This window comes from Pseudomonas sp. GL-R-26, assembly GCF_019947365.1.
Taxonomy (GTDB): Bacteria; Pseudomonadota; Gammaproteobacteria; order Pseudomonadales; family Pseudomonadaceae; genus Aquipseudomonas.
In genome coordinates this window covers 1-22385 of sequence record NZ_JAGYGI010000026.1, presented here as the reverse complement: position 1 = coordinate 22385, position 22385 = coordinate 1, and the positions used below count along the sequence as shown (strand labels likewise).

At 62.0% G+C, this 22385-nt stretch carries 21 protein-coding genes; 14 read left to right on the top strand and 7 right to left on the bottom strand.

Features of this window, described 5'->3' with window-relative positions; all coding sequences use genetic code 11:
• Positions 1-63: 63 nt before the first annotated feature.
• The 8 genes from KGA96_RS22990 to KGA96_RS22955 all read left to right on the top strand — a co-directional run bounded on the left by KGA96_RS22990 (position 64) and on the right by KGA96_RS22955 (position 7000).
• Positions 64-1227 carry an acyl-CoA dehydrogenase family protein gene (locus KGA96_RS22990; RefSeq protein WP_046040354.1) on the top strand — a complete coding sequence of 388 codons (1164 nt, stop codon included), beginning with the start codon at positions 64-66 and terminating at the stop codon, positions 1225-1227.
• Positions 1228-1264: 37 nt separating this feature from the next.
• Positions 1265-1636: a hypothetical protein gene (locus KGA96_RS22985; protein WP_046040355.1), complete on the top strand. Its 372-nt coding sequence runs from the start codon at positions 1265-1267 to the stop codon at positions 1634-1636.
• 3 nt (positions 1637-1639) lie between these two features.
• On the top strand, positions 1640-2146 hold the full coding sequence (locus tag KGA96_RS22980) for a nuclear transport factor 2 family protein (RefSeq protein WP_223515061.1): 507 nt from the start codon (positions 1640-1642) through the stop codon (positions 2144-2146).
• Positions 2143-3291: an amidase gene (locus KGA96_RS22975; protein WP_223515058.1), complete on the top strand. Its 1149-nt coding sequence runs from the start codon at positions 2143-2145 to the stop codon at positions 3289-3291. Before KGA96_RS22980 ends, KGA96_RS22975 begins: the two co-directional genes overlap by 4 nt.
• Positions 3292-3314: 23 nt before the next feature.
• Positions 3315-4598: an aromatic ring-hydroxylating oxygenase subunit alpha gene (locus KGA96_RS22970; protein ID WP_046040359.1), complete on the top strand. Its 1284-nt coding sequence runs from the start codon at positions 3315-3317 to the stop codon at positions 4596-4598.
• Positions 4595-5095, top strand: a complete 501-nt coding sequence (locus tag KGA96_RS22965; protein WP_046040360.1) for an aromatic-ring-hydroxylating dioxygenase subunit beta — start codon at positions 4595-4597, stop codon at positions 5093-5095. Before KGA96_RS22970 ends, KGA96_RS22965 begins: the two co-directional genes overlap by 4 nt.
• A 10-nt stretch (positions 5096-5105) precedes the next feature.
• Positions 5106-5846: an SDR family NAD(P)-dependent oxidoreductase gene (locus tag KGA96_RS22960; protein WP_223464997.1), complete on the top strand. Its 741-nt coding sequence runs from the start codon at positions 5106-5108 to the stop codon at positions 5844-5846.
• A gap of 203 nt (positions 5847-6049) precedes the next feature.
• Entirely contained in the window at positions 6050-7000 is a 951-nt protein-coding gene (locus KGA96_RS22955) for a PDR/VanB family oxidoreductase (RefSeq protein WP_223464998.1), read from the top strand.
• On the opposite strand, the gene KGA96_RS22950 is transcribed toward KGA96_RS22955, so the two are convergent.
• Entirely contained in the window at positions 6997-7152 is a 156-nt protein-coding gene (locus KGA96_RS22950) for a hypothetical protein (protein ID WP_223457861.1), read from the bottom strand. The genes KGA96_RS22955 and KGA96_RS22950 overlap by 4 nt on opposite strands.
• Between KGA96_RS22950 and feaR the strand changes: the two genes are divergently transcribed.
• Positions 7151-8071 carry a transcriptional regulator FeaR gene (gene feaR, locus KGA96_RS22945; RefSeq protein WP_223464999.1) on the top strand — a complete coding sequence of 307 codons (921 nt, stop codon included), beginning with the start codon at positions 7151-7153 and terminating at the stop codon, positions 8069-8071. The genes KGA96_RS22950 and feaR overlap by 2 nt on opposite strands.
• Positions 8072-8224: 153 nt before the next feature.
• Here the strand turns inward: feaR and KGA96_RS22940 are convergent, their stop codons facing one another.
• Entirely contained in the window at positions 8225-8854 is a 630-nt protein-coding gene (locus KGA96_RS22940) for a response regulator transcription factor (RefSeq protein ID WP_046040364.1), read from the bottom strand.
• Positions 8855-9113: 259 nt separating this feature from the next.
• Between KGA96_RS22940 and hpaC the strand changes: the two genes are divergently transcribed.
• Both hpaC and KGA96_RS22930 read left to right on the top strand, forming a co-directional pair.
• Entirely contained in the window at positions 9114-9626 is a 513-nt protein-coding gene (gene hpaC / locus KGA96_RS22935; RefSeq protein ID WP_046040366.1) for a 4-hydroxyphenylacetate 3-monooxygenase, reductase component, read from the top strand.
• A gap of 508 nt (positions 9627-10134) precedes the next feature.
• Positions 10135-10431 carry a DUF6124 family protein gene (locus KGA96_RS22930; protein ID WP_223465000.1) on the top strand — a complete coding sequence of 99 codons (297 nt, stop codon included), beginning with the start codon at positions 10135-10137 and terminating at the stop codon, positions 10429-10431.
• A 167-nt stretch (positions 10432-10598) separates the two neighbouring features.
• Here the strand turns inward: KGA96_RS22930 and KGA96_RS22925 are convergent, their stop codons facing one another.
• The 4 genes from KGA96_RS22925 to KGA96_RS22910 form a co-directional block, all read right to left on the bottom strand.
• Positions 10599-11630 carry a phosphotransferase enzyme family protein gene (locus tag KGA96_RS22925; protein WP_223465002.1) on the bottom strand — a complete coding sequence of 344 codons (1032 nt, stop codon included), beginning with the start codon at positions 11628-11630 and terminating at the stop codon, positions 10599-10601.
• A gap of 10 nt (positions 11631-11640) precedes the next feature.
• On the bottom strand, positions 11641-12921 hold the full coding sequence (locus KGA96_RS22920) for an aspartate aminotransferase family protein (RefSeq protein ID WP_046040370.1): 1281 nt from the start codon (positions 12919-12921) through the stop codon (positions 11641-11643).
• Entirely contained in the window at positions 12914-14227 is a 1314-nt protein-coding gene (locus tag KGA96_RS22915; RefSeq protein ID WP_046040371.1) for an amino acid permease, read from the bottom strand. The genes KGA96_RS22920 and KGA96_RS22915 overlap by 8 nt, the downstream gene beginning before the upstream one ends.
• A 458-nt stretch (positions 14228-14685) precedes the next feature.
• The gene (locus KGA96_RS22910) at positions 14686-16008 is read right to left on the bottom strand and encodes an alginate export family protein (protein ID WP_223465003.1); all 1323 of its coding nucleotides are present in this window, start codon (positions 16006-16008) and stop codon (positions 14686-14688) included.
• Between the two features lie 282 nt (positions 16009-16290).
• On the opposite strand from KGA96_RS22910, the gene KGA96_RS22905 reads away from it, so the two are divergent.
• The 3 genes from KGA96_RS22905 to KGA96_RS22895 all read left to right on the top strand — a co-directional run bounded on the left by KGA96_RS22905 (position 16291) and on the right by KGA96_RS22895 (position 20051).
• Entirely contained in the window at positions 16291-16680 is a 390-nt protein-coding gene (locus tag KGA96_RS22905) for a c-type cytochrome (RefSeq protein ID WP_223465004.1), read from the top strand.
• A gap of 48 nt (positions 16681-16728) precedes the next feature.
• The gene (locus KGA96_RS22900) at positions 16729-18219 is read left to right on the top strand and encodes an aldehyde dehydrogenase family protein (RefSeq protein ID WP_223465005.1); all 1491 of its coding nucleotides are present in this window, start codon (positions 16729-16731) and stop codon (positions 18217-18219) included.
• A gap of 248 nt (positions 18220-18467) precedes the next feature.
• Positions 18468-20051, top strand: coding sequence for an ABC-F family ATP-binding cassette domain-containing protein (locus tag KGA96_RS22895; RefSeq protein ID WP_223515055.1), 1584 nt, complete (start codon positions 18468-18470; stop codon positions 20049-20051).
• Between the two features lie 45 nt (positions 20052-20096).
• On the opposite strand, the gene KGA96_RS22890 is transcribed toward KGA96_RS22895, so the two are convergent.
• Positions 20097-22385, bottom strand: a 2289-nt coding sequence (locus KGA96_RS22890) for a DUF3772 domain-containing protein (protein WP_223515053.1), incomplete at its 5' end; no start/stop codon positions are given.

Genomic DNA, 22385 nt, shown 5'->3' with positions numbered 1-22385 from the left:
AGGGCAGCCACACCTCTTCTCGGTGCAGCCCCACTAACAATAATCAAAACGGAGAACTAGCCCATGCTGCGTTCAGCTGTCGCGCAACAAGACCCTGTGTCCGCCCCGGTCGTACCAATGGTCGAGAGTCAGCTATTTCAGCAAGTGCTGGATGAGGTTCGCCAGCGTCGCGAAGAATTCGACACTGTTTCCCACGTACCTCGGGACATGATCGAGCGCTTCAAGCAGGTGGGCATCTACCGCGCCGCCACGCCGAAATGCTTCGGCGGCGATGCCCTGGCACCGTCGCTGTTCCTGCAAATGATCGAGCGCATCTCCGAAGCCGATGGCTCGGCGGGCTGGGTGGCCAGCTTCGGCAGCGCCGGCGTCTACCTTGCCGCCTTGCCGCGGGAAACCCTGGCGGAGCTCTACGCCGAAAGCCCTGACCTGGTATTCGCCGGCGGCCTGTTCCCCTTGCAACCGGCCGAGGCCGTGGAAGGCGGCTATCAGGTCAACGGCACCTGGAAATTCGCCAGCGGCTGCAAAGGCGCAGACCTGCTGGGCGTTGGCATCGGCGCCGCCGGCGGCAAGCCGCGCACCGCTGTGTTCCGCCCGGAGCAGGTAGACATCGTCGAGAACTGGGAAGTGGTCGGCCTCAAAGGCACCGGCAGCCATGACTTGCGAGTGAGCGATAAACGCGTTGATGAGCGCTGGACGTTTATCCGTGGCGGTGCCGCGACCATCGACGAGCCGCTGTTCCGCTACCCGTCGATCGCCTACGCCGCGCAAGTGCTGGCAGTGGTCAACCTCGGCCTGGCCCGTGCCGCACTTGACGAAATCAGCCGCATGGCTGGCGGCAGCGGCATCACCGGCGCGCCGAAATTGTCCGACCGCGCTTACGTGCGCATCGAGATCGCCAAGGCTGAAGCCAAGCTCAGCGCCGCCCGCGGTTTCTTCTACAACGCCACCGAGCAGGTGTGGAACTCGATCCTGGCCGGCAACCCGGTCACCCCGGAGCAGACCAGCCTGTTGCGCCTGTCGGCCATTCATGTGTCCCAAGCCGGTGCAGAGGTGGTGCAGAGCGCCTACAGCCTGGCCGGCACCACCGCCATTTACCTGCGCCATCCGCTGCAACGCTACCTGCGCGACTCGATGGTGGTGACCCAGCACGCCTTCCTCAGCGAAGGCCTGTACGACGGCGCTGGCTCGGTGTTACTCGGCGTGCCGCCGTTCCCGGGTTACATCTGAACCCTATTGATTTTTCACTTTTTCAAGGATCAACAGCATGTCCCAAGCTACCCAGGAACCGTTGCGCGTCGTCTTCTGCATCGGCATCACCCAGAACTTTTTCGACCTGCCCACCGGCGAAGGCCTGAGCGTGTGGAAAGGCTTCAGCCAGATGATGGGTGACCTCGGCGCCATGCCCGGCATCACCGTGCTCGGCGCGATGGACGACGACCGCCTGATGGTCGGCCCGTCCACCACTTCGCCCTGGACCGTGTACATCATGGCCGACGTCGACTGCCACCAGTCGGTGATCGACGCCTGCAACCTGTTCCGCACCACGCCGGTTGGCCAATACAGCCTGTGGCGCTACGCCAAGATCGAAGCGCGCATCGGTCGCCCGTTGACCATTCCTGATGCGGCCAAGGTGTAAGCCATGAACGAGGCCTTGCTGCAGCGTCTGGCGACGCTCGAAGGGGATCTGGCGAAGCTCGAAGGGGAAAGCGCAGTGCGTCGCCTGATGGCGCACTACATGGACCTGTGCGACGTGCCGCGGGCGGCGATTCATCTGAGCCAGTTGGCGCAATTGTTCACCGAGGATGCGATCTGGGAAGGCCTCGGCACCCAGACCGCACAGACTTTCGGTCAGCACCAGGGGCGTGAGGCGGTGGCCGCGTTTGTCGGCGGTTATCTGCCGCCGTCCGACCACTTCAAGCTGAACCTGCATTACCTCACCAGCGAGTCGATTGTGGTCGACGGCAAGGCAGCGCAGGGGCAGTGGATCATGCAGCAGATCTCGACGTACGCCGATGGCCGCAACGAGTTGTTCGGCACGCGACTGAACATCGATTTTCGTTGTGTCGACGGCGTCTGGCTGATCGCGCATTTCCGTACGCAACGGCTGTTCAATACGGAGCTCTTCACCTTGGGAGCGGGCGCATGAGTACGTTCATCAGCGAATTCCTCCTCGGTGGCAACGGCAAGCGCGTCGCCATCAAGGACTCCATCGACATCGCCGGCCATCCGACCCGCTCGGGCAGCCGCGCGTTTGCCGATGCTCCGGCGGCGACGAAAAACGCCGAAGTGGTCGATGCGATCCTCGACGCCGGCTGGCAGATCGTCGGCAAGACCAACCTGCATGAACTGGCGTTCGGCGTCACCGGCATCAACGACTGGACCGGCACACCGATCAACCCGCAAGCGCCGGATCGTGTTCCTGGCGGCTCGTCCAGCGGCTCGGCTTCGGCGGTTGCGGCCGGGTTGGCGGACATCGCCATCGGCACCGATACCGGTGGTTCGGTGCGGGTGCCGGCAGCCTGCTGCGGGATTGCCGGTCTCAAGCCGACTTATGGTCGCGTCAGCCGTGTCGGCGCCCATCCGCTGGAATCCAGCCTCGATTGCGTCGGGCCGTTCGCCAAAAGCATGGACGACCTGATCGCCGCGATGCAGGTGATCTGCCCGGGCTTTGCAATTCAAGACTTGCCGGGCGAAGGCGCCAAGGTCGGTTTTCTCGAGGTGGCCTGCGATGCGCACCTGCAAGCCAGCCTGGGTGCCGCCGCGGACCGCGCCGGATGGCGTCGAAGCAACCTGCACCTGAGCGAATTCGAAGCGGCGTTCGCCGCCGGCCTGACCGTGATCAATTTTGAAAACTGGGCGGCGTTCGGTCACCTGACCGGCAAGGGCCTGATCGGCGCCGATGTGGAAACACGTCTGCTGGCAGCCAGCCGCACCACTCGCCAAGACCTGGCCGAGGCCGAAGCCGTGCGCACGGCGTTCACTCAACAAGTGGACGCGGCGCTGGAAGACTTTGCCGTATTGCTGCTGCCGACAATGCCGACCCTGCCGCCGACCCTCAGCGAAGTCCGCGCCGGCAGCAAGGCCGTGGCCGGCATGACTCCGCTGGTTCGGCCTTTCAACCTCAGCGGCCACCCGGCTCTGACGGTGCCGGTGGAACTCGACTGCGGCGGGCTGAAGGTTGGCCTGCAAATCGTCGGTCGTAAAGGTCAGGACGAACTGGTCTGCGCCTTCGGCGCGCAACTGCAACAGAGCATGGCCGCCGAGCGGCCTGGCTCTAAAACAAAATCATAAAAAGAAGCCATGAGGAGAACCGCATGAGCACTCATGAATATCAGCTGATCGCAACGTCGAAAAGCCCCGAAGACCTGGTCCAGCACGACCGCGTCGATGTCTCGCTGTACAACGACCCGGCGCTGTTCGAAGCCGAGCTGGACAAGATTTTCTACCGCACCTGGGTGTGGGTTGCCCACGAAAGCGAAGTGCGCAACAGCGGCGACTTCAAGACCGCCACCATTGGCCGTCGCCCGGTGATTGTCGTGCGCGACAAGAAGAACAACATCAACGTGCTGGAAAACCGTTGCCGGCACCGTGGCGCCACCGTGTGCGAGAAGCACAAGGGCAACGCCACCGGTTTCACCTGCCCGTACCACAGCTGGTCCTATGGCCTGGACGGCAAGCTGCGTGCGCTGCCGTATCCGGATGGCTACGAAGGTATCCTGGAGAAATCCGAACTGCCGCTGACCAGCCTGCGCGTCGAACGCTACGCCGGCATGATCTTCGCCAGCTACAACGACGAGATCGAACCGCTGGAAGACTTCCTCGGCGGCGCCAAGCACTGGATGGACCTGTTCATGAAGCAGGGCGCCGGTTACCCGATCAAGACCCAGGGCGAACACAAGTTCAGCTTCAAGGGCAACTGGAAGATCCAGCTGGAAAACACCACCGACGGTTACCACTTCCCGATCGTGCACAAGTCGTTCATGTCGTCGGTGGATGAAGAAACCTCGGAAATGCTCTCGTTCATGACCGACGAACAAGCCGTCACCCACTCCCTGGGCAACGGCCACAGCGTGATGGTGATGGTGCCGGAGCACGTCGATCTCGATCATGACGACGGCACCGAGCAGTTGCAGGAGCGCTTCGCCCATGTGACTGAAGAACTGTCGAAAACCATGCCGGCCGATCAGGTCCGTCGCATCGTGCGCTCGCTGCACGGCGCCGGTTTCAACCTTAACCTGTTCCCCAACGTGGCGATGTCGATGTCGTTCTTCCGCGTGCTGCGCCCGGTATCGGTCACCGAAACCGAGATCCGTCACGTTGCCCTCGGCATGGACGGCGGCCCGGAAATCGCCAACCGCGAACGCATGCGCATCCACGAACACTTCCAGGGCCCGTTCGGTTTTGGCAGCCCTGACGATGCCGAAGCCTGGGATCGCGTGCAGCGCGGCTCGTATGCCGGCGTCGATGCGCCAATCCTGGTCAACCGCGGCCTGAACCGCGAAATCACCGCTGAAAACGGCGACAAGGTCAGCCACGCCACCGACGAAGGCGGCATGCGCGGTGCCTACGACATGTGGAAAAGGATGATGAGCCAATGAGCAATCACGACACCCTGAATGGTTTTTCCGGCCCGTTGGCCCAGGCCATCGAATTCATCTGGCGCGAAGCCGAACTGCTCGACCACAAGAACTACGCCGAATGGGCGACCCTGTGGAGCGAAAGCGGCAAGTACATCGTGCCGATCGACCCGGACACCGAAGATTTCGAAGCGACCCTCAACTACGCCTACGACGATGCGCGCATGCGTGACCTGCGCATCGAACGCCTGACCGCCGGCTACTCGCCGTCGGCGGTGGACGCGGCGAAAACCATTCGCACGATCTCGCGTTTCCGTCTGGTGGAAGCGGCCGGCGACATCGTCGAAGTCAACTCGGCGCAACTGCTGTACGCCTACAAGCGCGGTGTGCACACGCCGTTTGTGGCTGACCTGAACCACCGTATCCGCTTCACCGATGGCGTGCCGACCCTGGAGCGCAAAGTGGTACGGCTGATCAACTCCACCGACAGCCTGAGCGCGCTCGGCTTCCTTTTGTGAGGGTAACATCATGAGTCGAGTAGCCCTTGTAACGGGTGCCTCGCGCGGACTGGGCGAGTGCATCGCCCGTCGTCTGCATGCGGCGGGTTATCGCGTCGGCCTGGCCGATGTGCGCCTCAATGGCGTGCGGCATCTGGCCGCCGATCTGGATGGCAGCGGCTCCACGGCCGTCGCCATCGAGCTGGATGTACGCAGCAAGGCCGACTTCCAGCGTGCCCGCGACCTGCTCGCCGCGCACTGGGGCGGCACTGACATTCTGGTGAACAACGCTGGCGTGTCGAAAGTCGCGGCGCTGATGGACATCACGCCGGAAGAATTCGACGAGTCGATGGCGATCAACCTGCGCGGCACCTTTGTTGCCTGCCAGGTGTTCGGCGCGCACTTCGCCGAGCGCGGCTTCGGGCGCATCGTCAACATCGCTTCGCTTGCCGGGCAGAACGGCGGCACCGCCACCGGCGCGCACTACGCGGCGGCCAAGGGTGGCGTGGCGACTCTGACCAAGGTCTTCGCCCGTGAACTGGCGCCCCAGGGCGTGACGGTCAACAGCATCTCGCCGGGTCCGCTGGACTTGCCTGTGGTGCGCGAGACCGTGGCTCCGGAGCGACTGGAACAGATCCTCAAGATGATCCCGGCCGGCACCCTCGGTGACCCCGAGTTCATCGCCGACAGCGTGTTGCTGTTGGTCGCCGACAACGCGACCTCCGTGACCGGCGCGTGCCTGGACGTCAACGGCGGTTTGTTCATGCGCTGAGAAAGCAGGGGTGATTTAGAACCTGTGGCGAGGGAGCTTGCTCCCGCTGGGCTGCGAAGCGGCCCCCAAATATTGCTGACACTGAAGAGTTTTGCGACTGCTGCGCAGTCGAGCGGGAGCAAGCTCCCTCGCCACAGGGTGGTGCCTGGCTCAAGACTGTTAGCTGTCCGAATTAACCGAAATAACCAGTTTTAGGTGATGCAATGATGAAGGTGAAGATCGAAAGGATCGTCGACGAAGCGCTGGATATCCGTTCCTTTCGCCTCGTGCGCAGTGACGGCCAGCCGCTCGACACCTATGAACCGGGTGCCCACGTCGACCTGACCGGGCCGACCGGGGTGACCCGCCAGTATTCGCTGTGCAGCCCGCCACAGGATCGCCGCGCCTACCTGGTGGCGGTGAAGAAAGAAGCGCAGTCGCGCGGCGGTTCGCTGGCGCTGCACGAGCAAGTGGAAGAGGGCATGGAGCTGGAAATGGGTGCGCCGCGCAACCTGTTCCGTCTCGATGAAAGTACCAGCGAACATGTGTTGTTCGCCGCCGGTATCGGTGTCACGCCGCTGCTGAGCATGGCCTACAAATTGGCGGAAAGCGGCCAGCCGTATCGCCTGCACTATTTCGCCCGCTCGGCGCAGTACGCGGCGTTTACCGAGCTGTTGGCTGCGAACTTTGCTGAATCCGTGGAGTTTCACTATGGCGTGGAACCCGCGGATCTCGACGCAGCGTTGAGCGCATGCCTGGAGCGTGCCGGCAGCGCCGCCCACGTCTACACCTGCGGCCCGGCACCCTTCATGAACAAAGTGGTGGAAGTGGCGTCCCGCAGTCGCTCGGACGATGCCATTCACCTGGAACACTTCGCCGCAGACCCGGCCGCCAACAGCGCGCCGGCGGGTACGTTCGAAGTGGAACTGGCCAGTTCCGGCGTGGTGCTGCAAGTGCCGGCCAACACCAGCCTGGTCGATGTGTTGCAGGCCTATGGTTGCGACATCGACACCGAGTGCCGCGAAGGCATTTGCGGTACGTGCATCGTCGAGGTGCTGGACGGCTTGCCGGAGCACCGCGACAACTGTCTGTCGAACAAGGAAAAGGCGTCCAACAAGCAGATTTGCGCCTGTGTATCACGGGCGCTTTCCGCTCGTCTGGTATTGGACCTTTAACTGAAAGTCGACTGGAAAGCTTGGGCCGGAGCCTGTTGAATGGGCGCCCGGCGGCCGTCGAGGGAGGCGATGGCTACAGAAACAACCGTTTTGACGAACCGCTCGATGAAGCGGTCGAAAAATAACAACAAAAACCTGAGGCTTGCGGACATGATTACAGCATCGACGGTGCGCAACGAGGCGTTCGAAAGTTGGTTGAGCCAGGTGAACCAGGCCTGTGGGCGTTTCGATGCCCGGGCGCTGGACACCGATTTCTACGGCGAACTGACGGAATTTCGCAGCGGTGCGATCAACCTCAGTGTGGTCGACATGGCGCACGTGCATTTGTACCGCACCAGCAAGGACGTCAGCACCAGCAGCGACGGCCACTACTACGCGGTGTTCCAGCTGCGTGGCAGCTCGCAACTGGAGCAGGGCGACAACCGCGCGCAACTGGGCTGTGGCGACATCGCCCTGATCGACGCCAGCCGTCCCAGCGACATGATCTACAACGACGATTGCCGACAACTGTCGCTGATTCTTCCGCGCCAGGTGGTTGAGCGCGGTTCGCACTTCAATGCCGTCAACTGCGCCACGCGCATCGCGGCCGGCAGCCCCCTGGCGGCGATGGCCAACAAGCTGGTGCTGGACACCCGCCAGCAGGACGGGCTGGACATGCAGGAAAGCGAGGCCGTGCTCGATGCCCTGGCCAGTTTGTTGCTGCCGGGCATCAGCGCCCGCGACTGCGGTGCAGACGCCCATGAGCGGCAATTTCGCAAGATCATCGCCTTCATCGACGCGCACCTGAGCGACGAAGAACTGTGCCCCGAGCTGATTGCCCGTGAAGTCGGGATTTCCGTGCGCGGCCTGTACCGGATGTTCTCCAAGCGCGGGCTGGTGGTGGCGCAATACATCAAGCACCGCCGCCTGGACTTCTGCGCCGAAAACCTGCGCCGCGCCGATGTCGAGCAGAAGCTTTCGGCGCTGTGTTATGCGTGGGGGTTCTCGGATTCGAGCTACTTCTCGTCGGCGTTCAAATCGCGCTTCGGCGTGTCACCGGGTGCTTATCGCAAGCGGTATAGCCAGATCTGACACCCGCCATTGATGTTGAGTCTGCCGGCCTCATCGCGAGCAGGCTCACTCCTACAGTGGATCTCCAGCGAACACAGAATTTGTGCCTGGCCGGGATCGACCTGTAGGAGCGAGCCTGCTCGCGATGGCGGCCTCATGACTGCCGCAGATCCCTCAGTGCCGCGCCGGCTCATCCACCGGTAAATGCAGCACCTCGCGCACCAGCATGGCGATGCTGCTCACGCCCATCTTCTCCTTGATCTTGGTGCGGTGCACATCAACGGTCTTCACGCTGATGTTCAGTTCCCGGGCAATCACCTTGCTGGCCTTGCCATCGATCACCAGCATCAACACTTCCCGCTCTCGGGTGGTCAGCAGTGCCAGCTTGCCCTGCAGGTTCTGACGCTGCTGCTGATCGGCCTGGGCGTGCACGGCGGTCTTCAGCGCGGCCTGGATGCGGTCGATCATCTGTTGCGGGTTGTAGGGCTTCTCGACGAAATCCAGCGCGCCGTTCTTCATCGCCGTGACCGACATCGGAATGTCGCCATGGGCCGAGACGAAAATGGTCGGCAAGGTGCTGCCGCGCTGGTTGAGGATTTCCTGCAACTGGAAACCGCTGGTTTCCGGCATGCGCACGTCGAGCACCAGGCAGGCGGGCTGCTTGGGGTCGTACTGGCTGAGGAACTCTTCGGCGCCGGCAAAGCACTGCGCCTGCACGCTCACCGACTCCAGCAACCAGGCCAGTGAGGTTCGCAGGTCCTTGTCGTCGTCGACGATATAAACAATCGGTTTACGGATTTCCATCGGGGCTGCCACGAAAGTTTTCTAATTATTGTTTTCGCACGGGAGCGTGCGGCACGCATTGGCTCATCTTTCTGGAGCCAGTATGCAGAATACCCACTGTGGCCGGCCCTTGCGATAAAGAAACCACCTAGTCGACTAGCGGAAACCCAACCCTGCCATGGGGATCGTCAGAATGGTTGTACCGCGCCCGCAGCCTTAGTCTTGTTCCATCACCTACGGGCCGCAAGATAGCGGCCCTCCTGAAGGAAGGGGCATCGACATGGCCGACCTGAGCCAGCAGCAAATCGACTTTCGCAACGCCATGGCGCAGCTGCCTGCCGCGGTGAACATCATCACCACCAACGGCCCCGGCGGTCGTTGCGGCATCACCGCCAGCGCCGTGTGCTCGGTGACCGACTCGCCGCCCACCGTGCTGGTGTGCGTCAACCGCAACAGCGCCACCCACGACGTGTTCCGCACCAACGGCCACCTGTGCGTCAACGTGCTGTGTGGCGAGCAGGAAGAACTGGCCCGTCATTTCGCCGGCATGACCAAGGTGCCGATGGACGAACGCTTCGCCTGGGACCTGTGGGACGACGGCGCCGCCGACGTGCCGGTGCTGCGCGATGCCCTGGTGCAGCTTGAGGGGCGGATCACCGAGTGCAAGGAAGTGGGCTCGCATTCGGTGATGTTCGTGGAACTGACGAAGGTTGGGGTGCGGGAGCCGCGCGACAGCCTGGTGTATTTCAACCGGTTGTTTCATCGCGTTGAGCATGCCGGGGCGCATTGCTGATTGTGGCGAGGGAGCTTGCTCCCGTTGGGCTGCGAAGCGGCCCCAAAAGCTGAATTTGCGATGAGTCAGTCAAACCGCGATTACCTGTTTTACGACTGCTGCGCAGCCGAGCGGGACGGTGCGGCGATCCGACAAGCTCCCTCGCCACAAATGCGTCCGCTCGATATGCGTGTTTAACGGCTGTAGGCGTCACTTCCTGCAAGCTACAACGCCTTGCGTCGTTGCCTACAGGTACGCCAGAATCCGCCGGCTTGTGCGCCCTGGAGGCCATCGGTAACTTGGTCCGCGTCACTGATTCCCAGTGATCGGGTTTAGCAGCCCGTGGTGTTACGAAGCGCATCTGCATTCCAAACAGTCAGGTCTTTTCATGCCTGGACTTCATGGTAGCTGTGCGCAGGGCGTCTTCGGGCGCGCCGGTATCGTACTCCCCGGTCTGCTAACCTGCGCACAGCTGCCACCCATCGTTTAGCAGCGACTCGGTGACGGCTCCATTTTCGGAGTTCGAAACATGTCAAAGGTTACCCCTGATCCACCGGACAACGACGCTTGCCCCAACCCGGCCCTGCACATCATGGCCACCCCGCACCAACCCTCCACGATGTTCACCATCAACCCGCAAATCGACACCGAAACCCTGCTGGCCCACGCCTGCGAATCGCTGGCCTCGGCGAACGTGATGGTCAATGACCTGGCGGGTTTCCTGGAAGGTACGCACCGCAACACCCTGCTGGGCATCGCGCAAGTGATCATGCTGGGGGAGTTGGCGGTGAATCGGGCGCTGGACAGGCTTGATCCGGCGGGATAGCGGCTCTTGAGGCGGAAGGTAATCCTGTGGCGAGGGAGCTTGCTCCCGCTGGGCTGCGAAGCAGCCCCAAAATCAGCCATTGCGGTGCTTCAGAAGTACCGCAATGACCGGGTTTACGACTGCTGCGCAGCCGAGCGGGAGCAAGCTCCCTCGCCACAAAAGCATCGTTACTGCTGCAAATATTCCCGAGCCAACAAACAAGCCCGCTCAATCAACATCGGCGCCATTTCTATCGCCGTCGGCGTGCCCTGGCGGGTGTGAATCCAGCCCAGGTACGTGGTGCCACGCAGCATCAGGAACAGCGCCAGGGTCTTGCGATCCGCCTCGGTCAGCGGTTTGACCGCGTTGTAGCCGTCGAGCAGCGCCGCCTTGATCTGATCAAAGCGCGGGTCATCCAGGCAGAAGTACAAGGCCGTGGCCAACTCGAACATGTGCCAGCCAAACCCGGCATCGTCGAAGTCGATCAGGCGCAGACGCGGGCCTTCGATCAGCAGGTTCTCGGGCACCAGGTCCGCGTGAATCATGCCGAAGTTGCCCAGGTGCCGCCCGTATTGACGCAAGTCCTTGCGCGCCTTGCGCCGGGCCTGTTGCAACAGATCCCGCTGCTCATCGCTGAGCTGCGCAAGCTCCCAGAAACGCCCCCAGAACGGGTTGGCACCGATCAAGCCTTCTTCATCCCAGGCATGCCGGACAAACTCGTCTGGCTGTTGCCAATCCGCCGAGTGCAGATGGATGCGCGCAGCAATCGCACCGGCTTCGTTGAACAGGAAATCGATTTCAGTATCGGCCTGCACCCCGGCCTCGGAAGTGCCAGCGATAGCACCGGGTAGCCAGGCGAGCATGTCGATGTGCCGCGCCTCGCCGATGGCCGGGTGGGTGACTTCGATCAGATGGCTTTCATTTTGCGCACGGATAATCTGCGGCACGGTAATGCCTGCGCCGGCCAGGGCTTCCATCCATTGCAGCTCGGAGCGCAGCGCGGCCTCGCAGTGATAGCCATTGCGATGGATACGCAAGGCCACCCGCTGACCGTCGTGGCGGCGGGCCGAGAACACCGCGTTCTCGCGAAACTTCACCAGTTCGATGTCGGCGAATTCGCCGTCCCACTGTTGCAGGGCATGGCGCGCCAGTTCGTGCAGACGGGTCACTTGCTGGTCATGGCTCAGGGTGTCGAATGCAAGGGTGTGGAATTCAGTCATGGCAAAAGCCTCAAATCGCGCTCAGGGCGCTGTCCAGTGTGTCGACGAACAAGTCAGCGTGGTCGAGGCCGAACACCAGCGGCGGGCGCAGCTTGAGAATGTTGTCGCCGGCGCCGATCTTGCTGATCAGCACGCCGTTCTCGCGCATGTCGTTGACCACCTTGCGCGCCTCCAGTCCGGCCGGCTCCTTGCTGGCGTGGTCGCGCACCAGTTCCATGGCGAAGAACAGGCCCTTGCCGCGCACGTCGCCGATGATCGAGTGTTTGCTCGCCAACACTTGCAGGCGTTGCTGTACATAGGCGCCGACGTTTTGCGCATTCATCAGCAGTTGCTGTTGCTCGATCACATCCAGCACCGCCATGCCCACCGCTGCCGCCACCGGCGAGCCGCCGAAGGTGTTGAAGTACATGGCGTGGCGACCGAAGGATTCGACCAGCGCCTTGTGGGTGATCAACCCGGCCAGGGGATAGCCGTTACCCATCGGTTTGCCGAGGGTGACGATGTCCGGCACCACGCCGTGGGCCTGATGGCCCCACAGGTGATCGCCGGTACGACCGAAACCGGACTGCACTTCATCAGCGATGAACAGGCCACCCGCAGCGCGGATCAGCGCCGCGGCCTTGTTGACGAAGCTGGCTGGAACCCGTGGCAAGCCTTCGTTGGCGAACAGGGTGTCGATCAGCAGCGCGGCGGGGCGAATACCCTGGGCCTGCATCGAGGCAATGGCGGTGGCGATGTTGGCTGCGTATTGCTCGGCCAGTTGCGCCTCGGTGGTGCCGGCCGGTGCCCGGTACAGGCACGGAATCGGCACGGCGCGGGCGTGGGCGGCAAAGGGTTCCGGCGAGGGCAGGGCGGTGGTGACTTCGGCCAGTGACGCCGAGTTACCGTGGTAGTTGTAGTCGCTGACGATGATGCCGGTACCGCCACTGGCGAACCGCGCCAGGCGCAGCGCCAGTTCATTGGCCTCGCTGCCGGTGCAGGTGAACATCGCGGTGTCCAGCGGTTCGGCGAAGGTCGCGGTCAGGCGCTCGGCGTAGCGCACCACTTGTTCATCCAGGTAGCGGGTGTGGATGTTCAGCGTGGTGGCCTGGCGGTGCATGGCCTCGGTCACGTGGGGGTTACAGTGACCGACGCAGGGCACGTTGTTGTAGACGTCGAGGTAGCGGCGGCCATCGACGTCGAACAGCCAGACGCCTTCGCCACGCACCAGATGCAGAGGTTTGTCGTAGAACAGCGGCGAGGCGCTGCCGAGCACGCGATGGCGGCGTTGTAGCAGAGTGTCTTCAGGCATGGTCTGGAACCTCGATGGCGGTGGTGCGACGGTTGCGCAGCAGGTAGTTGAAAATGCACAGGGTGAAGGTCACGGCGAGGGCGATCAGCATCAGCATGTCGAGCTGGAAACAGGCGGCGATCACCACCAGCGTCAGGACCAGGCCCAGCCAGGCAACCAGTTTGCCGCCGACCAGGGTGAACGGCCGTGGCAGGTCCGGTTGGTTGCGTTTGATATGCAGGTACGCGCCGAAGATCAACAGGTAGCAAACGTTGAGCAGCAGCACGACCGCGAGCATCACGGTGGCCGGGTCCACTTCGGACAGCGGCAGGCCGATCATGCCGATCAGCATCAGCGCCGGGTAAGGCGTGCCGCGCTTGCCGGTCTTGCCCAGCCACTGCGGGAACAGGCCATCGCGGGCCATGGCGAACAGTTGACGGGACGCGGCGTACACCAGCGAGAAGAAGGTCGCGATCAGGCCGAACACCGCGCCGCAACCAATCACCTTGGCCAGCCACGAACCCTCACCGAAGGCGCTGTTGCTGGACATCGCTGCGTACAGCGGATCACCCGCCGAACCCACCAGCTCGACACCACCGGCACCCGGTGCGCATACCAGCACCACCAGCGCCGTCACCAGCAGGGTACCGATGGCTGCGAGAATGCCCCGGGGCATTGTGCGGCCGGGGTTGTGCGCTTCCTCGGCTGCCGAACCGGTTTGCTCGACGGTGATGAACAGCCAGATCGCGAACGGCACACAGGCGAAGATGCCGCCGAGGCTGACCGGTGTCGCGACGTTGGCCGGCAATGTCAGCAAATTGGCCAGTTCGACATGGGGCGCCATGGCCACGCCAAACGTGAGCAGGGCGACCACGGCGATCACGCCGGCAATGAACGTCAGGCCCATGGCCTCACCGACACCGCGCATGTGGATGCCGATGATCACCGCGAACAGGGCGATCTTCACCGGCCAGCCACCGAGGCCGAAAATCGATTCGGTGTAGGCGCAGATAAAGGTCGCGGCCGCGCCGGTACCGATGGTCAGCGCCAGTGCGCAAGCCACGCCGACCAGATAACCCACGAACGGCCCGAAGGCACTTTGCGCATAGACGAACACGCCTCCAGCGCTGGGCAGCGCGGTGGACAGCTCCGCCACGCACAACGCCAGGCCGCCGCAGAGCAGGGCCATCAACAACATGGCGATCAACATGTTCAGCCAGCCACCGGCCGCCAGCCCGAAGTTCCAGCCGGAAAACTGCCCGGCCACCACCAACGCAATTCCGAGGCCGGCAATCTTTGGCCAGCCCAGCGCACTTTTCTTGAGCACAGAAATCTCCCGCGACCCGAAGGTCGATTTATTGTTGTTAGTGAGAAATGGAGGGGGTTCAGCGTTGCATTGCAGGGCACCCTGGAGCGGGTATTGCTCCGAGGTCGGCTTCGATACTACGCCCGGGGTGCGCGGCGACATGTTTGCGCGCATGCCATGTGGTTGGTTGTGGGTGCCAGATTTATGTGGGCTGGCGTAGATCTCTGTGGGAGCGAGCCTGCTCGCGATGGCGGAGTGTCAGTCAGCATTGATGCTGGATGTGATGGCCTCTTTGCGGGCAAGCCCGCTCCCACAGGGATCTTTGGTGAACGCAAGATTTGTGTATGGCAAAAATCCAGTGTGGGAGCTTGCTCGCGAAGGTGGTGTATCAGGCACGGCAAATCTCAGATACGAAAGCTCCCCACCAACTGATTCAACTTCCACGTGGGCAACGACAGCGCCGTTGCCCGCGGCCGAGATTAGAAACCGGTGGCGAACACCACCTGGGCGTAGACGTTCTTATCGTTGTTACCCAGTTGGGTACCACCGTCTTCGGCGCTCTTGTCCGGTTGGTAGATGCCCACCAACGGCATCACGGTCAGGTGGTCGTTGACGTGCCATTCGGCGTACAGGTCGACTTCGTGGCCATCGGTGTTGCCCAGGTTGCGGTCGATGGTGTCGTAGTTGAAGTACATCGCGCCGACGTTGAGGTTTTCCAGCGGCGAGACTTTCAGCGTGACGTTCTGGATGCGCGAGTTGCTGTTGAACGGCCCGGCGTAGTTGCCCGCCACTTCACCCTGGAACCAGGTGCCGTAGCCACGGCTGAAACCGTAGAACAGGGGGTCGTAGCCTTCCGAGAAGCGGCTGTAGCGGTAGCTGGCGCTAGGTGTCCAGACCGCGTCGGAGAAGGTCCAGCCGGCTTCCAGGTACCAGGCGTCTTCGCTGGAGGTGTGAGGCTTGTCCTGCTTGGCGTATTCACCGGACAGGAACAGGTTTTTCACCCCGGCGTTGCCCGCCGCACGCAGGCTGTAGGTCTTCATGCCGTCGCGTTCGAGCTGGATCGGCGAGGCGTACTGTTCATCGATATCGGTGGTCTTGATGTAGGTCAGGCCGACCGTACCGGCCTCGGCCACGTGCTCAAGGGTGCCGACGTACATTTCGGTCTTGGCCTGGGCGCGGTTGTCGGATTTGAGCCACATCAGGTCGCTGCGCCAGCCTTCCTTGCCGCCCAGACGCAATACGGCCGTTTCGTCGAAGGCCTTGCGTGCTGCCAGGTAGTAGGCGCCGCCACGGTTGAATTGGCCGTCGGCCAGGCCTTTACCCATGTTCAGCGCGTCACCGTCGATCAGGAAACCGTCGCCAACCACGATGTTCTGGCGGCCGAAAGACAGGTCGACACCATCCTTGCCCAGTGCGCCAAACAGATCGGCCGAACGCCAGCCGAGGTAGGCGTCTTCGAACTTGGTGGTGCGTTCCGAACCGTCGGTGAAACCGGCGGTATCGCCGTCGCCCCAGGTGCCGGAACTGAGCATGTTCCCCGCGCCGTACGCGGTGCCCACACCGCCCAGGCCTTGATCGAAGCTCAAGCCGTATTTGATGTAGCCCTCGCGCCACGATGAGCTGCCTTCATTCAGGCGACCGGACAGGGCGTAGTTTTCCTGGCTGTGGAAAATGCCGAATACGGCTTCGAGGGTAGCGTTCAGGTGGCTGTCGTCATCGGCGTAGAGTTCATAGGCACCGGCATTGCCGGCACTGATCATCAGCGCGAGCGTCGAGAGACGAAGCAAGGGGGACTTGAGCATGGTGTGGCATCCGTTCTTGTTCTTGAGCGCAGGTTTGCGGTCTGTCCGGATACTAAGGCGAGGCTATTGTTTGCCCTTTTCCCTGTTTGCCAATTAGTTGGTTGTGCATGCCAGATTGCCCGGTTTGGCAGCCCGGCCAATACAACTGGCACGCAGGGCAAAACCTGCGTGCCGGCGACCACCGACAATCCCTACCAACCTGCCGAAGCACCGTTGCTTCGGCATTTTTAGTGTTGGCGTTCGCTTGCTGGCGAACGCGTGGATTTTCAAGGTCGTTTTCCTATGTTCACTTCGCTGCGTTTGCCCGTGATCGGTTTGCTGTCCTTCACCCTGGTCCAGGTGGTGTCCGCCGCCGAGTGCGCCCCGGACACGCGCCGTGGTGGCGAGGTGTTTGCCACCGAGTGCAGCGTCTGCCACGCGGTGACCAAGGGCACCACCGGCATGATGGGGCCGAACCTGTTTGGTGTGTATGGGCGAAAATCCGGCTCGCTGGCGGGTTTCAGCTACTCCCAGGCGATGCGCGACAAAGACGTCGACTGGCTGGCCGAGAACATCACGCAACTGATCACCCAGCCTCAGGCCTTCGTGCCGGGCACCTACATGCCCTACATGGGCCTGGCTTCCGCCGACGACCGCCAGTCGGTCGCGTGCTTCCTCAAAGAACAACACTGATCAGGCCGGATTGGCGCCTGAACAACTCGTCTGAATGAAAGGTGAATTATGAGCAACGTTGAAATCCTGCCCCAGGTTGCTGCATTCCTCGAACGTCGCCACGGCTGCTTCATCGATGGCCAGTGGGTGCTTGCCGAGGGCGACAGCAACGCCGTGGTCAACCCGGCCACCGGGCAAACCCTGTGCGAAACCCTGGATGCGCCGCTGGAACTCGTCGAGCGCGCCGTGCAGTCGTCCCACAAGGCGTTCAAGTCCGGCGTGTGGTCGAGCCTGCGCCCGGCGGACCGTGAACGCATCCTGTTGAACTTCACCCGCGTGGTCGAAGAACACGCCGAAGAACTGGCCCAGTTGGAAACCCTGAGCCAGGGCAAGTCGATCAACATGGCCCGCGCGCTGGACCTCAACGCCACCGTGGAATTCATGCGCTACATGTCCGGCTGGGCGACCAAGATCGAAGGCCAGACCTTCGATGTGTCGATCCCGCTGCCACCGGGCGCCAAGTTCACCGCGTTCACCAAACGCGAGCCGGTGGGCGTGGTGGTCGGTATCGTGCCGTGGAACTTTCCGCTGCTGATCGCCGCCTGGAAGCTGATGCCGGCCCTGGCCACCGGTTGCACGGTGATCATCAAGCCAGCCATGGAAACCCCGCTGACTGCCATGCGCCTGGCTGAATTGGCGCTGGAAGCCGGCATCCCGGCCGGAGTATTCAACGTGGTCACCGGTGGCGGCGCCTCCGTTGGCGGCGTGTTGACCTCGCATCCTCTGGTGAGCAAAGTGTCGTTCACCGGTTCCACCGCCGTGGGCAAGAGCGTCGGCGTGGCGTGCATGGAAAACATGACGCGCTTCTCCCTGGAACTGGGCGGCAAAAATCCGATGATCGTGCTCGCCGATGCCGACATCGAAAAAGCCGTGCAAGGCGCGATCCTCGGTGGCTTGCTGAACAACGGCCAGGTCTGCGCCGCGGCTTCGCGCTTCTACGTGCACCGTTCGATCCACGACCAATTCGTCGAAGCCCTGGCCGCCGTCGTCTCCTCGATGCCGATTGGCGCTGGCATGAATTGCGACGCGGCCATCAACCCGCTGGTGTCGCGCAAGCAACAACAAAGCGTGCTCAAGCACATCGAACTGGCCCGCCAGCAAGGTGCACGGGTGGTGACTGGCGGCGAGTTGCTGCAAGGCGACGGCTTCTTCGTGCAGCCAACCATTCTGGCGGACATCGACCACAGCATGGCCGTGGCCCGCGAAGAAGTGTTCGGTCCGGTGCTGGGCGTGATGCCGTTCGACGACGAAGACGCCGTGATCGAACTGGCCAACGACAACCGCTACGGCCTGGCCGCCAGCCTGTGGACCAACGACCTGGGCAAAGCCATGAACCTGGTGCCGCGCATCGAAGCCGGTACGGTCTGGGTCAACGCCCACGTGCTGCTCGACCCGGCGATGCCGTTCGGTGGCGTCAAGCAATCGGGCATAGGCCGCGAGTTTGGCCGAGCGGTGATCGAGGCTTACACCGAGCTCAAGTCGGTGTGTATCGCCCATTGAGTTATATCTAGCAGTTGGCGCAGCTTACGTTCGGCTGCGCCAGCTACTACAGGGATTTGTCCCACCAGTGCCATTGCGGCGCAGGCAAAACATCTAAAAGCGGCTCATGCCATCGATATTCGCTTAGAAGGCTAAGTGAATGGTTATTGCCTGGGGCGACAATGAACTTTCAGCATGAGTCTGACGGAGCTTTCTGAAAATTATGGCTGCTGTTGCGATCAATGCGGTTTGTTGGTTGTATGGGCGTCATGACTCAACGGTTACTTCAACTTGATCAAGTGTCGTTCAACCTGCCCGATGGGCGCGTTCTGTTCGATCACTTGAACCACACCTTCAATACCAGGGCCACCGGCATCGTGGGCGCCAATGGCTGTGGCAAGTCCTTGCTTGGCCGGATCCTCACTGGCGAGCAACTGCCCACCAGCGGCATCGTCCGTCGCGAAGGGCGGGTTTACGCCGTGCCCCAACTCCTCGAACCCGAACGTTATCCCAGCGTCGCCGCGCTGGCCGGTGTCGACCATATTCTGGCGGCGCTTGCGCGCATTGCCCAAGGTAGCGTCGATGATGACGACCATGTGCTGGCGGTCGACCAATGGGATTGCGCCGCGCGCCTTGAGGTGGAGCTACAGCAGATCGGCCTGGGTCACTTGAACGCCGACGCGCGCACCGACGCACTCAGTGGTGGCGAACGGCAACGGGTAGCGCTGCTGGGCGCGTGGCTATCGAGGGCCGACTGGCTGATTCTCGATGAGCCCAGCAACCACCTGGATATTGATCAGCAACACAAGCTTGCGCAGCAGATCGAGCGCTGGCCCAACGGTCTCGTGTTGATCAGCCACGACCGCAGCCTTCTGGAACACGTCAACGAAATTGTCGAGCTTTCACCCCTGGGGCTGGCGGCTTATGGCGGCAACTACAGTCAATATGCAGCGGCGCGCGAGCAGGAGCAGCAGGCGTTCCAGTCGGCATTACAAGGTGAGCGGTCGCAGGCCAAACGTGAGCAACGCGAGATGATCGTACAAATGGAGCGTCAGCAACGGCGTAATGCCCGCGGTGACCGTCAGGCTCGAGAGGGTAGCCAGACCAAACTCATCACCAATGCCCAGAAAGAGCGCAGCGAAAACAGTCAGGGAAGATTGCGCCTCAATCAACAGGTGGCCCGGGAACAGCAGCAACAACGGATCGCCGAGGGCCGTGCGCGGTGTGCACCGGACATTCAACGCATGATGTTGTCTCCGGAAAGCGTAGTGCCCAATGGCAAGCTGATTGTGCAACTCAACGACCTCATTCTCCCGTTCGGCTACGCGGCACCGATCAATCTGACGTTGACGGGGCCTATGCGCATGGCAATCCTGGGCGCTAATGGCAGCGGCAAGTCGACCCTGTTGCGAGTGATTGCTGGCCAACTGCCGGCGCACGAAGGCGAACTCATCCGCAGTTGCCATGTCGGCTGGCTGGATCAACACGCCGGATTGCAGTATCCCGAACGCACGGCGGTGCAATGGCTCTACGAGAGCAATCCTGAATTGCCCGAAGCCGAGGCACGAACCCGCTTGGCGCAGATGGGGATTGATGCTGACCGTGCGATGCTTAAGACCTGCCAGTTGAGTGGCGGCGAACGCCTGAAAATAGCACTCGCTGCGCAATTGTATGCACGGCGGCCACCGCAATTGCTGTTGCTGGACGAACCAGACAACCATTTGGACTTGCCCAGCCGAATCGCACTGGAGCAAATGCTCAATCAGTATCAAGGGGCATTGATCGTGGTCTCTCACGACCGTGCTTTTTTGCAGGCGATTCATCTGGATAGCGAAGTCCATCTCAAACGCTAGTTGTCCATGTAAGGCTACGGTCGCATCTTTAACACTTTCAAAGCATCACGCGGCAGGCGATCTCGCCAGTTCAATCCCGGCAGCCCCCAGCCGCTTGAGAATTTCAAACAGCAGCTCGCTTTTGATCGCGCCGACCGTGCGTGGGCTGCCGACATAACCGGTGATGGTCAATGTGATGCCTTCCGGTTTCAGCTGACTGAAGCGCAAAAACGGCACTGGTTTATCCAGAATGGATTCATGCTCGGTATAGGTGTCCATCAGCAGGTTTTGCACAAGCTCCGGGTCGATGTCCAGCGGGAACATCAGTTCGAGTATCACCACGCCCTGGGCGCTGCCGCCGAGGGTGACGTTGCGCAGGTTCTGGGAAATCAGGTGGGAGTTGGGCACGATCATGATCGAGCGGTCGGCCAGTTGTATTTCCGTGGCCCGCACGTTGATCCGTCGTATATCGCCTTCGACGCCGCTGATGCTGATCAGGTCGCCGACCTTCACCGGACGCTCGGTGAGCAGGATCAGGCCGGAGATGAAATTCTTCACGATCTCCTGAAGGCCAAAGCCGATACCCACTGACAATGCACTGACGATCCACGCCAGGTTGGTCCACTTGATCCCCAGCGACGACAGCGTGAGCAGCACCACGGACGCGTAACCGATGTTGGCAAACAGGGTGCTGAGCGAGGCGCACATGCCCGGGTCCATCTCGGTTTTGGGCAGGAACTCGTTATCCAGCCAGCGTCGAAAGGAGCGAATCAGGTAGATGCCGATCACCAGGGCGAGGACGGCATTGAGCAGGTTGTCCGGGACGATGTTGAGTTTGCGCAGCCCTTCGCCGCCGAGTACGGCCACGGTGCCGGTGACCAGTTGCCCGAGCGTCGTCCCCACGCCGCCGACAAACAGGGCAATGACGCCGATCAGCATCAGGATGGCGCGGCCAGCCCCGGACATGACGGTGCAGATCTGCTCCAGGCGTGGATTGCCGATGCCCAGCAGTTGTTTGATTACTTTGCCGGTGGGTTGCCGGGGCGAAAAAACGTAGTCGCAGGTGTCCTGGTAGACCTGTGTGAGCAGGTAGAAACCGGCGCAGATGATGAATATCCAGACCATTTCATAGGTGATGAACCGGGCCATCGTCACGTAGCCGATCAATAGGGCGAACAGGGACACCACCACGGCAACGCCGGTGAAGGTGTAAATCAGACCGGCGAAGGTGGTGACGCCTTCGGGGGCTTCGCCGGCAACGATCAGGTCTCTGCGCGTCTTGCTGACGCGCAACAACAGCGCACCGATCACCAGTGCCGCGACCAGGGCCACGATGCCCCGACCGAACAACACCACTTCGGCGCTCATGCCGGTGACATTGCTCATCTGCACCAGGGTCACCAGCACCAGCAGCAGGCTGGCCAGCAACTGCGGATAAGGCTCCATCGCCAGCGCTACCGGATCGGCAATATCGGGCAGGCGCCATGAGGGATGTTTGGTCGACAGCAGTGCGCGGCTCAGCCCGGTGATCAGCACGCAGGTATAGGCCAGCTTTTCCAGATACTGCGCCAGGTCGTCCAGCAGGGGGGGGTAGGGCAGTTGCCGGGTCCCGGCAAAATGCAGCAATTGCAGGGCGATGCCGGCAGTCAGCACCGTCGCCATCACCGACGCCAGCGCAAGGGAGCTGCGCCGCAGCCGGCCTGCTGGCATTCGATGAAAGCACAGCCACGCCAGGCCCCGGCCGGCGAGGTTTCGACCTACGGTCCAAATGACCAGGGCCAGCAAGAGCAGGGCGGCCGTGATCCCGCGTTGTCCGGGTTGCCAGGCGGCCCGGTGCGTGGCCTTGAGTTGCTCGATGAGGGCGCTGAAACGTTGACGGTCCTCATTCGGAAGAGCGAACAATGGCGACCAGAAACTCGGGCTCAGGATGCTGCTGGTCTGCTGGGTCACTTCCGCTTCCAGCAGGCTGCGCCGGATGCTGGCAATCTGCGTGATCAGCTCGGCGGCACTTATTTTTAGCGCGGCCAGGGTTTTGAGTTGACTGTCGATCTTGTCTTTTTGCTCGCCGAGGGCGTCTCGTTGGGAGGTAATGGCAGTCGTCACCTGAGCGTTCTCGTCAAGCGGCACTGGCCCCAGCACGTTGAGTTGCGCCTGCAATTGCGCCTGTCCAGGCAGCAGCGATGTGGACAGGCGTTCAATCTCCTGAATCAGTACTTGCACCTGGCCCTGTGAGCTTTCCAGTTGGGTGTAATTGGTGGCCAGGGAAACCTGCTGCTTGAGGCTGTTGAGCTGGCTTTGCACCCCCAGCAATTCGCTGTCGGAGATGCTGATGATCGGGGCTGCGGGGGCGGGGGC

Bases quoted from the DNA above. Each gene is read 5' to 3' on its own strand.
- KGA96_RS22985 (WP_046040355.1), top strand. From the start codon at position 1,265: ATGTCCCAAGCTACCCAGGAACCGTTGCGCGTCGTCTTCTGCATCGGC.
- KGA96_RS22950 (WP_223457861.1), bottom strand. From the start codon at position 7,152: ATGTCCGCAAGCCTCAGGTTTTTGTTGTTATTTTTCGACCGCTTCATC.
- feaR (WP_223464999.1), top strand. From the start codon at position 7,151: ATGATTACAGCATCGACGGTGCGCAACGAGGCGTTCGAAAGTTGGTTG.
- hpaC (WP_046040366.1), top strand. From the start codon at position 9,114: ATGGCCGACCTGAGCCAGCAGCAAATCGACTTTCGCAACGCCATGGCG.
- KGA96_RS22940 (WP_046040364.1), bottom strand. From the start codon at position 8,854: ATGGAAATCCGTAAACCGATTGTTTATATCGTCGACGACGACAAGGAC.
- KGA96_RS22955 (WP_223464998.1), top strand. From the start codon at position 6,050: ATGATGAAGGTGAAGATCGAAAGGATCGTCGACGAAGCGCTGGATATC.
- KGA96_RS22920 (WP_046040370.1), bottom strand. From the start codon at position 12,921: ATGCCTGAAGACACTCTGCTACAACGCCGCCATCGCGTGCTCGGCAGC.
- KGA96_RS22980 (WP_223515061.1), top strand. From the start codon at position 1,640: ATGAACGAGGCCTTGCTGCAGCGTCTGGCGACGCTCGAAGGGGATCTG.
- KGA96_RS22970 (WP_046040359.1), top strand. From the start codon at position 3,315: ATGAGCACTCATGAATATCAGCTGATCGCAACGTCGAAAAGCCCCGAA.
- KGA96_RS22960 (WP_223464997.1), top strand. From the start codon at position 5,106: ATGAGTCGAGTAGCCCTTGTAACGGGTGCCTCGCGCGGACTGGGCGAG.
- KGA96_RS22975 (WP_223515058.1), top strand. From the start codon at position 2,143: ATGAGTACGTTCATCAGCGAATTCCTCCTCGGTGGCAACGGCAAGCGC.
- KGA96_RS22900 (WP_223465005.1), top strand. From the start codon at position 16,729: ATGAGCAACGTTGAAATCCTGCCCCAGGTTGCTGCATTCCTCGAACGT.
- KGA96_RS22925 (WP_223465002.1), bottom strand. From the start codon at position 11,630: ATGACTGAATTCCACACCCTTGCATTCGACACCCTGAGCCATGACCAG.
- KGA96_RS22930 (WP_223465000.1), top strand. From the start codon at position 10,135: ATGTCAAAGGTTACCCCTGATCCACCGGACAACGACGCTTGCCCCAAC.
- KGA96_RS22965 (WP_046040360.1), top strand. From the start codon at position 4,595: ATGAGCAATCACGACACCCTGAATGGTTTTTCCGGCCCGTTGGCCCAG.
- KGA96_RS22895 (WP_223515055.1), top strand. From the start codon at position 18,468: ATGACTCAACGGTTACTTCAACTTGATCAAGTGTCGTTCAACCTGCCC.
- KGA96_RS22910 (WP_223465003.1), bottom strand. From the start codon at position 16,008: ATGCTCAAGTCCCCCTTGCTTCGTCTCTCGACGCTCGCGCTGATGATC.
- KGA96_RS22990 (WP_046040354.1), top strand. From the start codon at position 64: ATGCTGCGTTCAGCTGTCGCGCAACAAGACCCTGTGTCCGCCCCGGTC.
- KGA96_RS22905 (WP_223465004.1), top strand. From the start codon at position 16,291: ATGTTCACTTCGCTGCGTTTGCCCGTGATCGGTTTGCTGTCCTTCACC.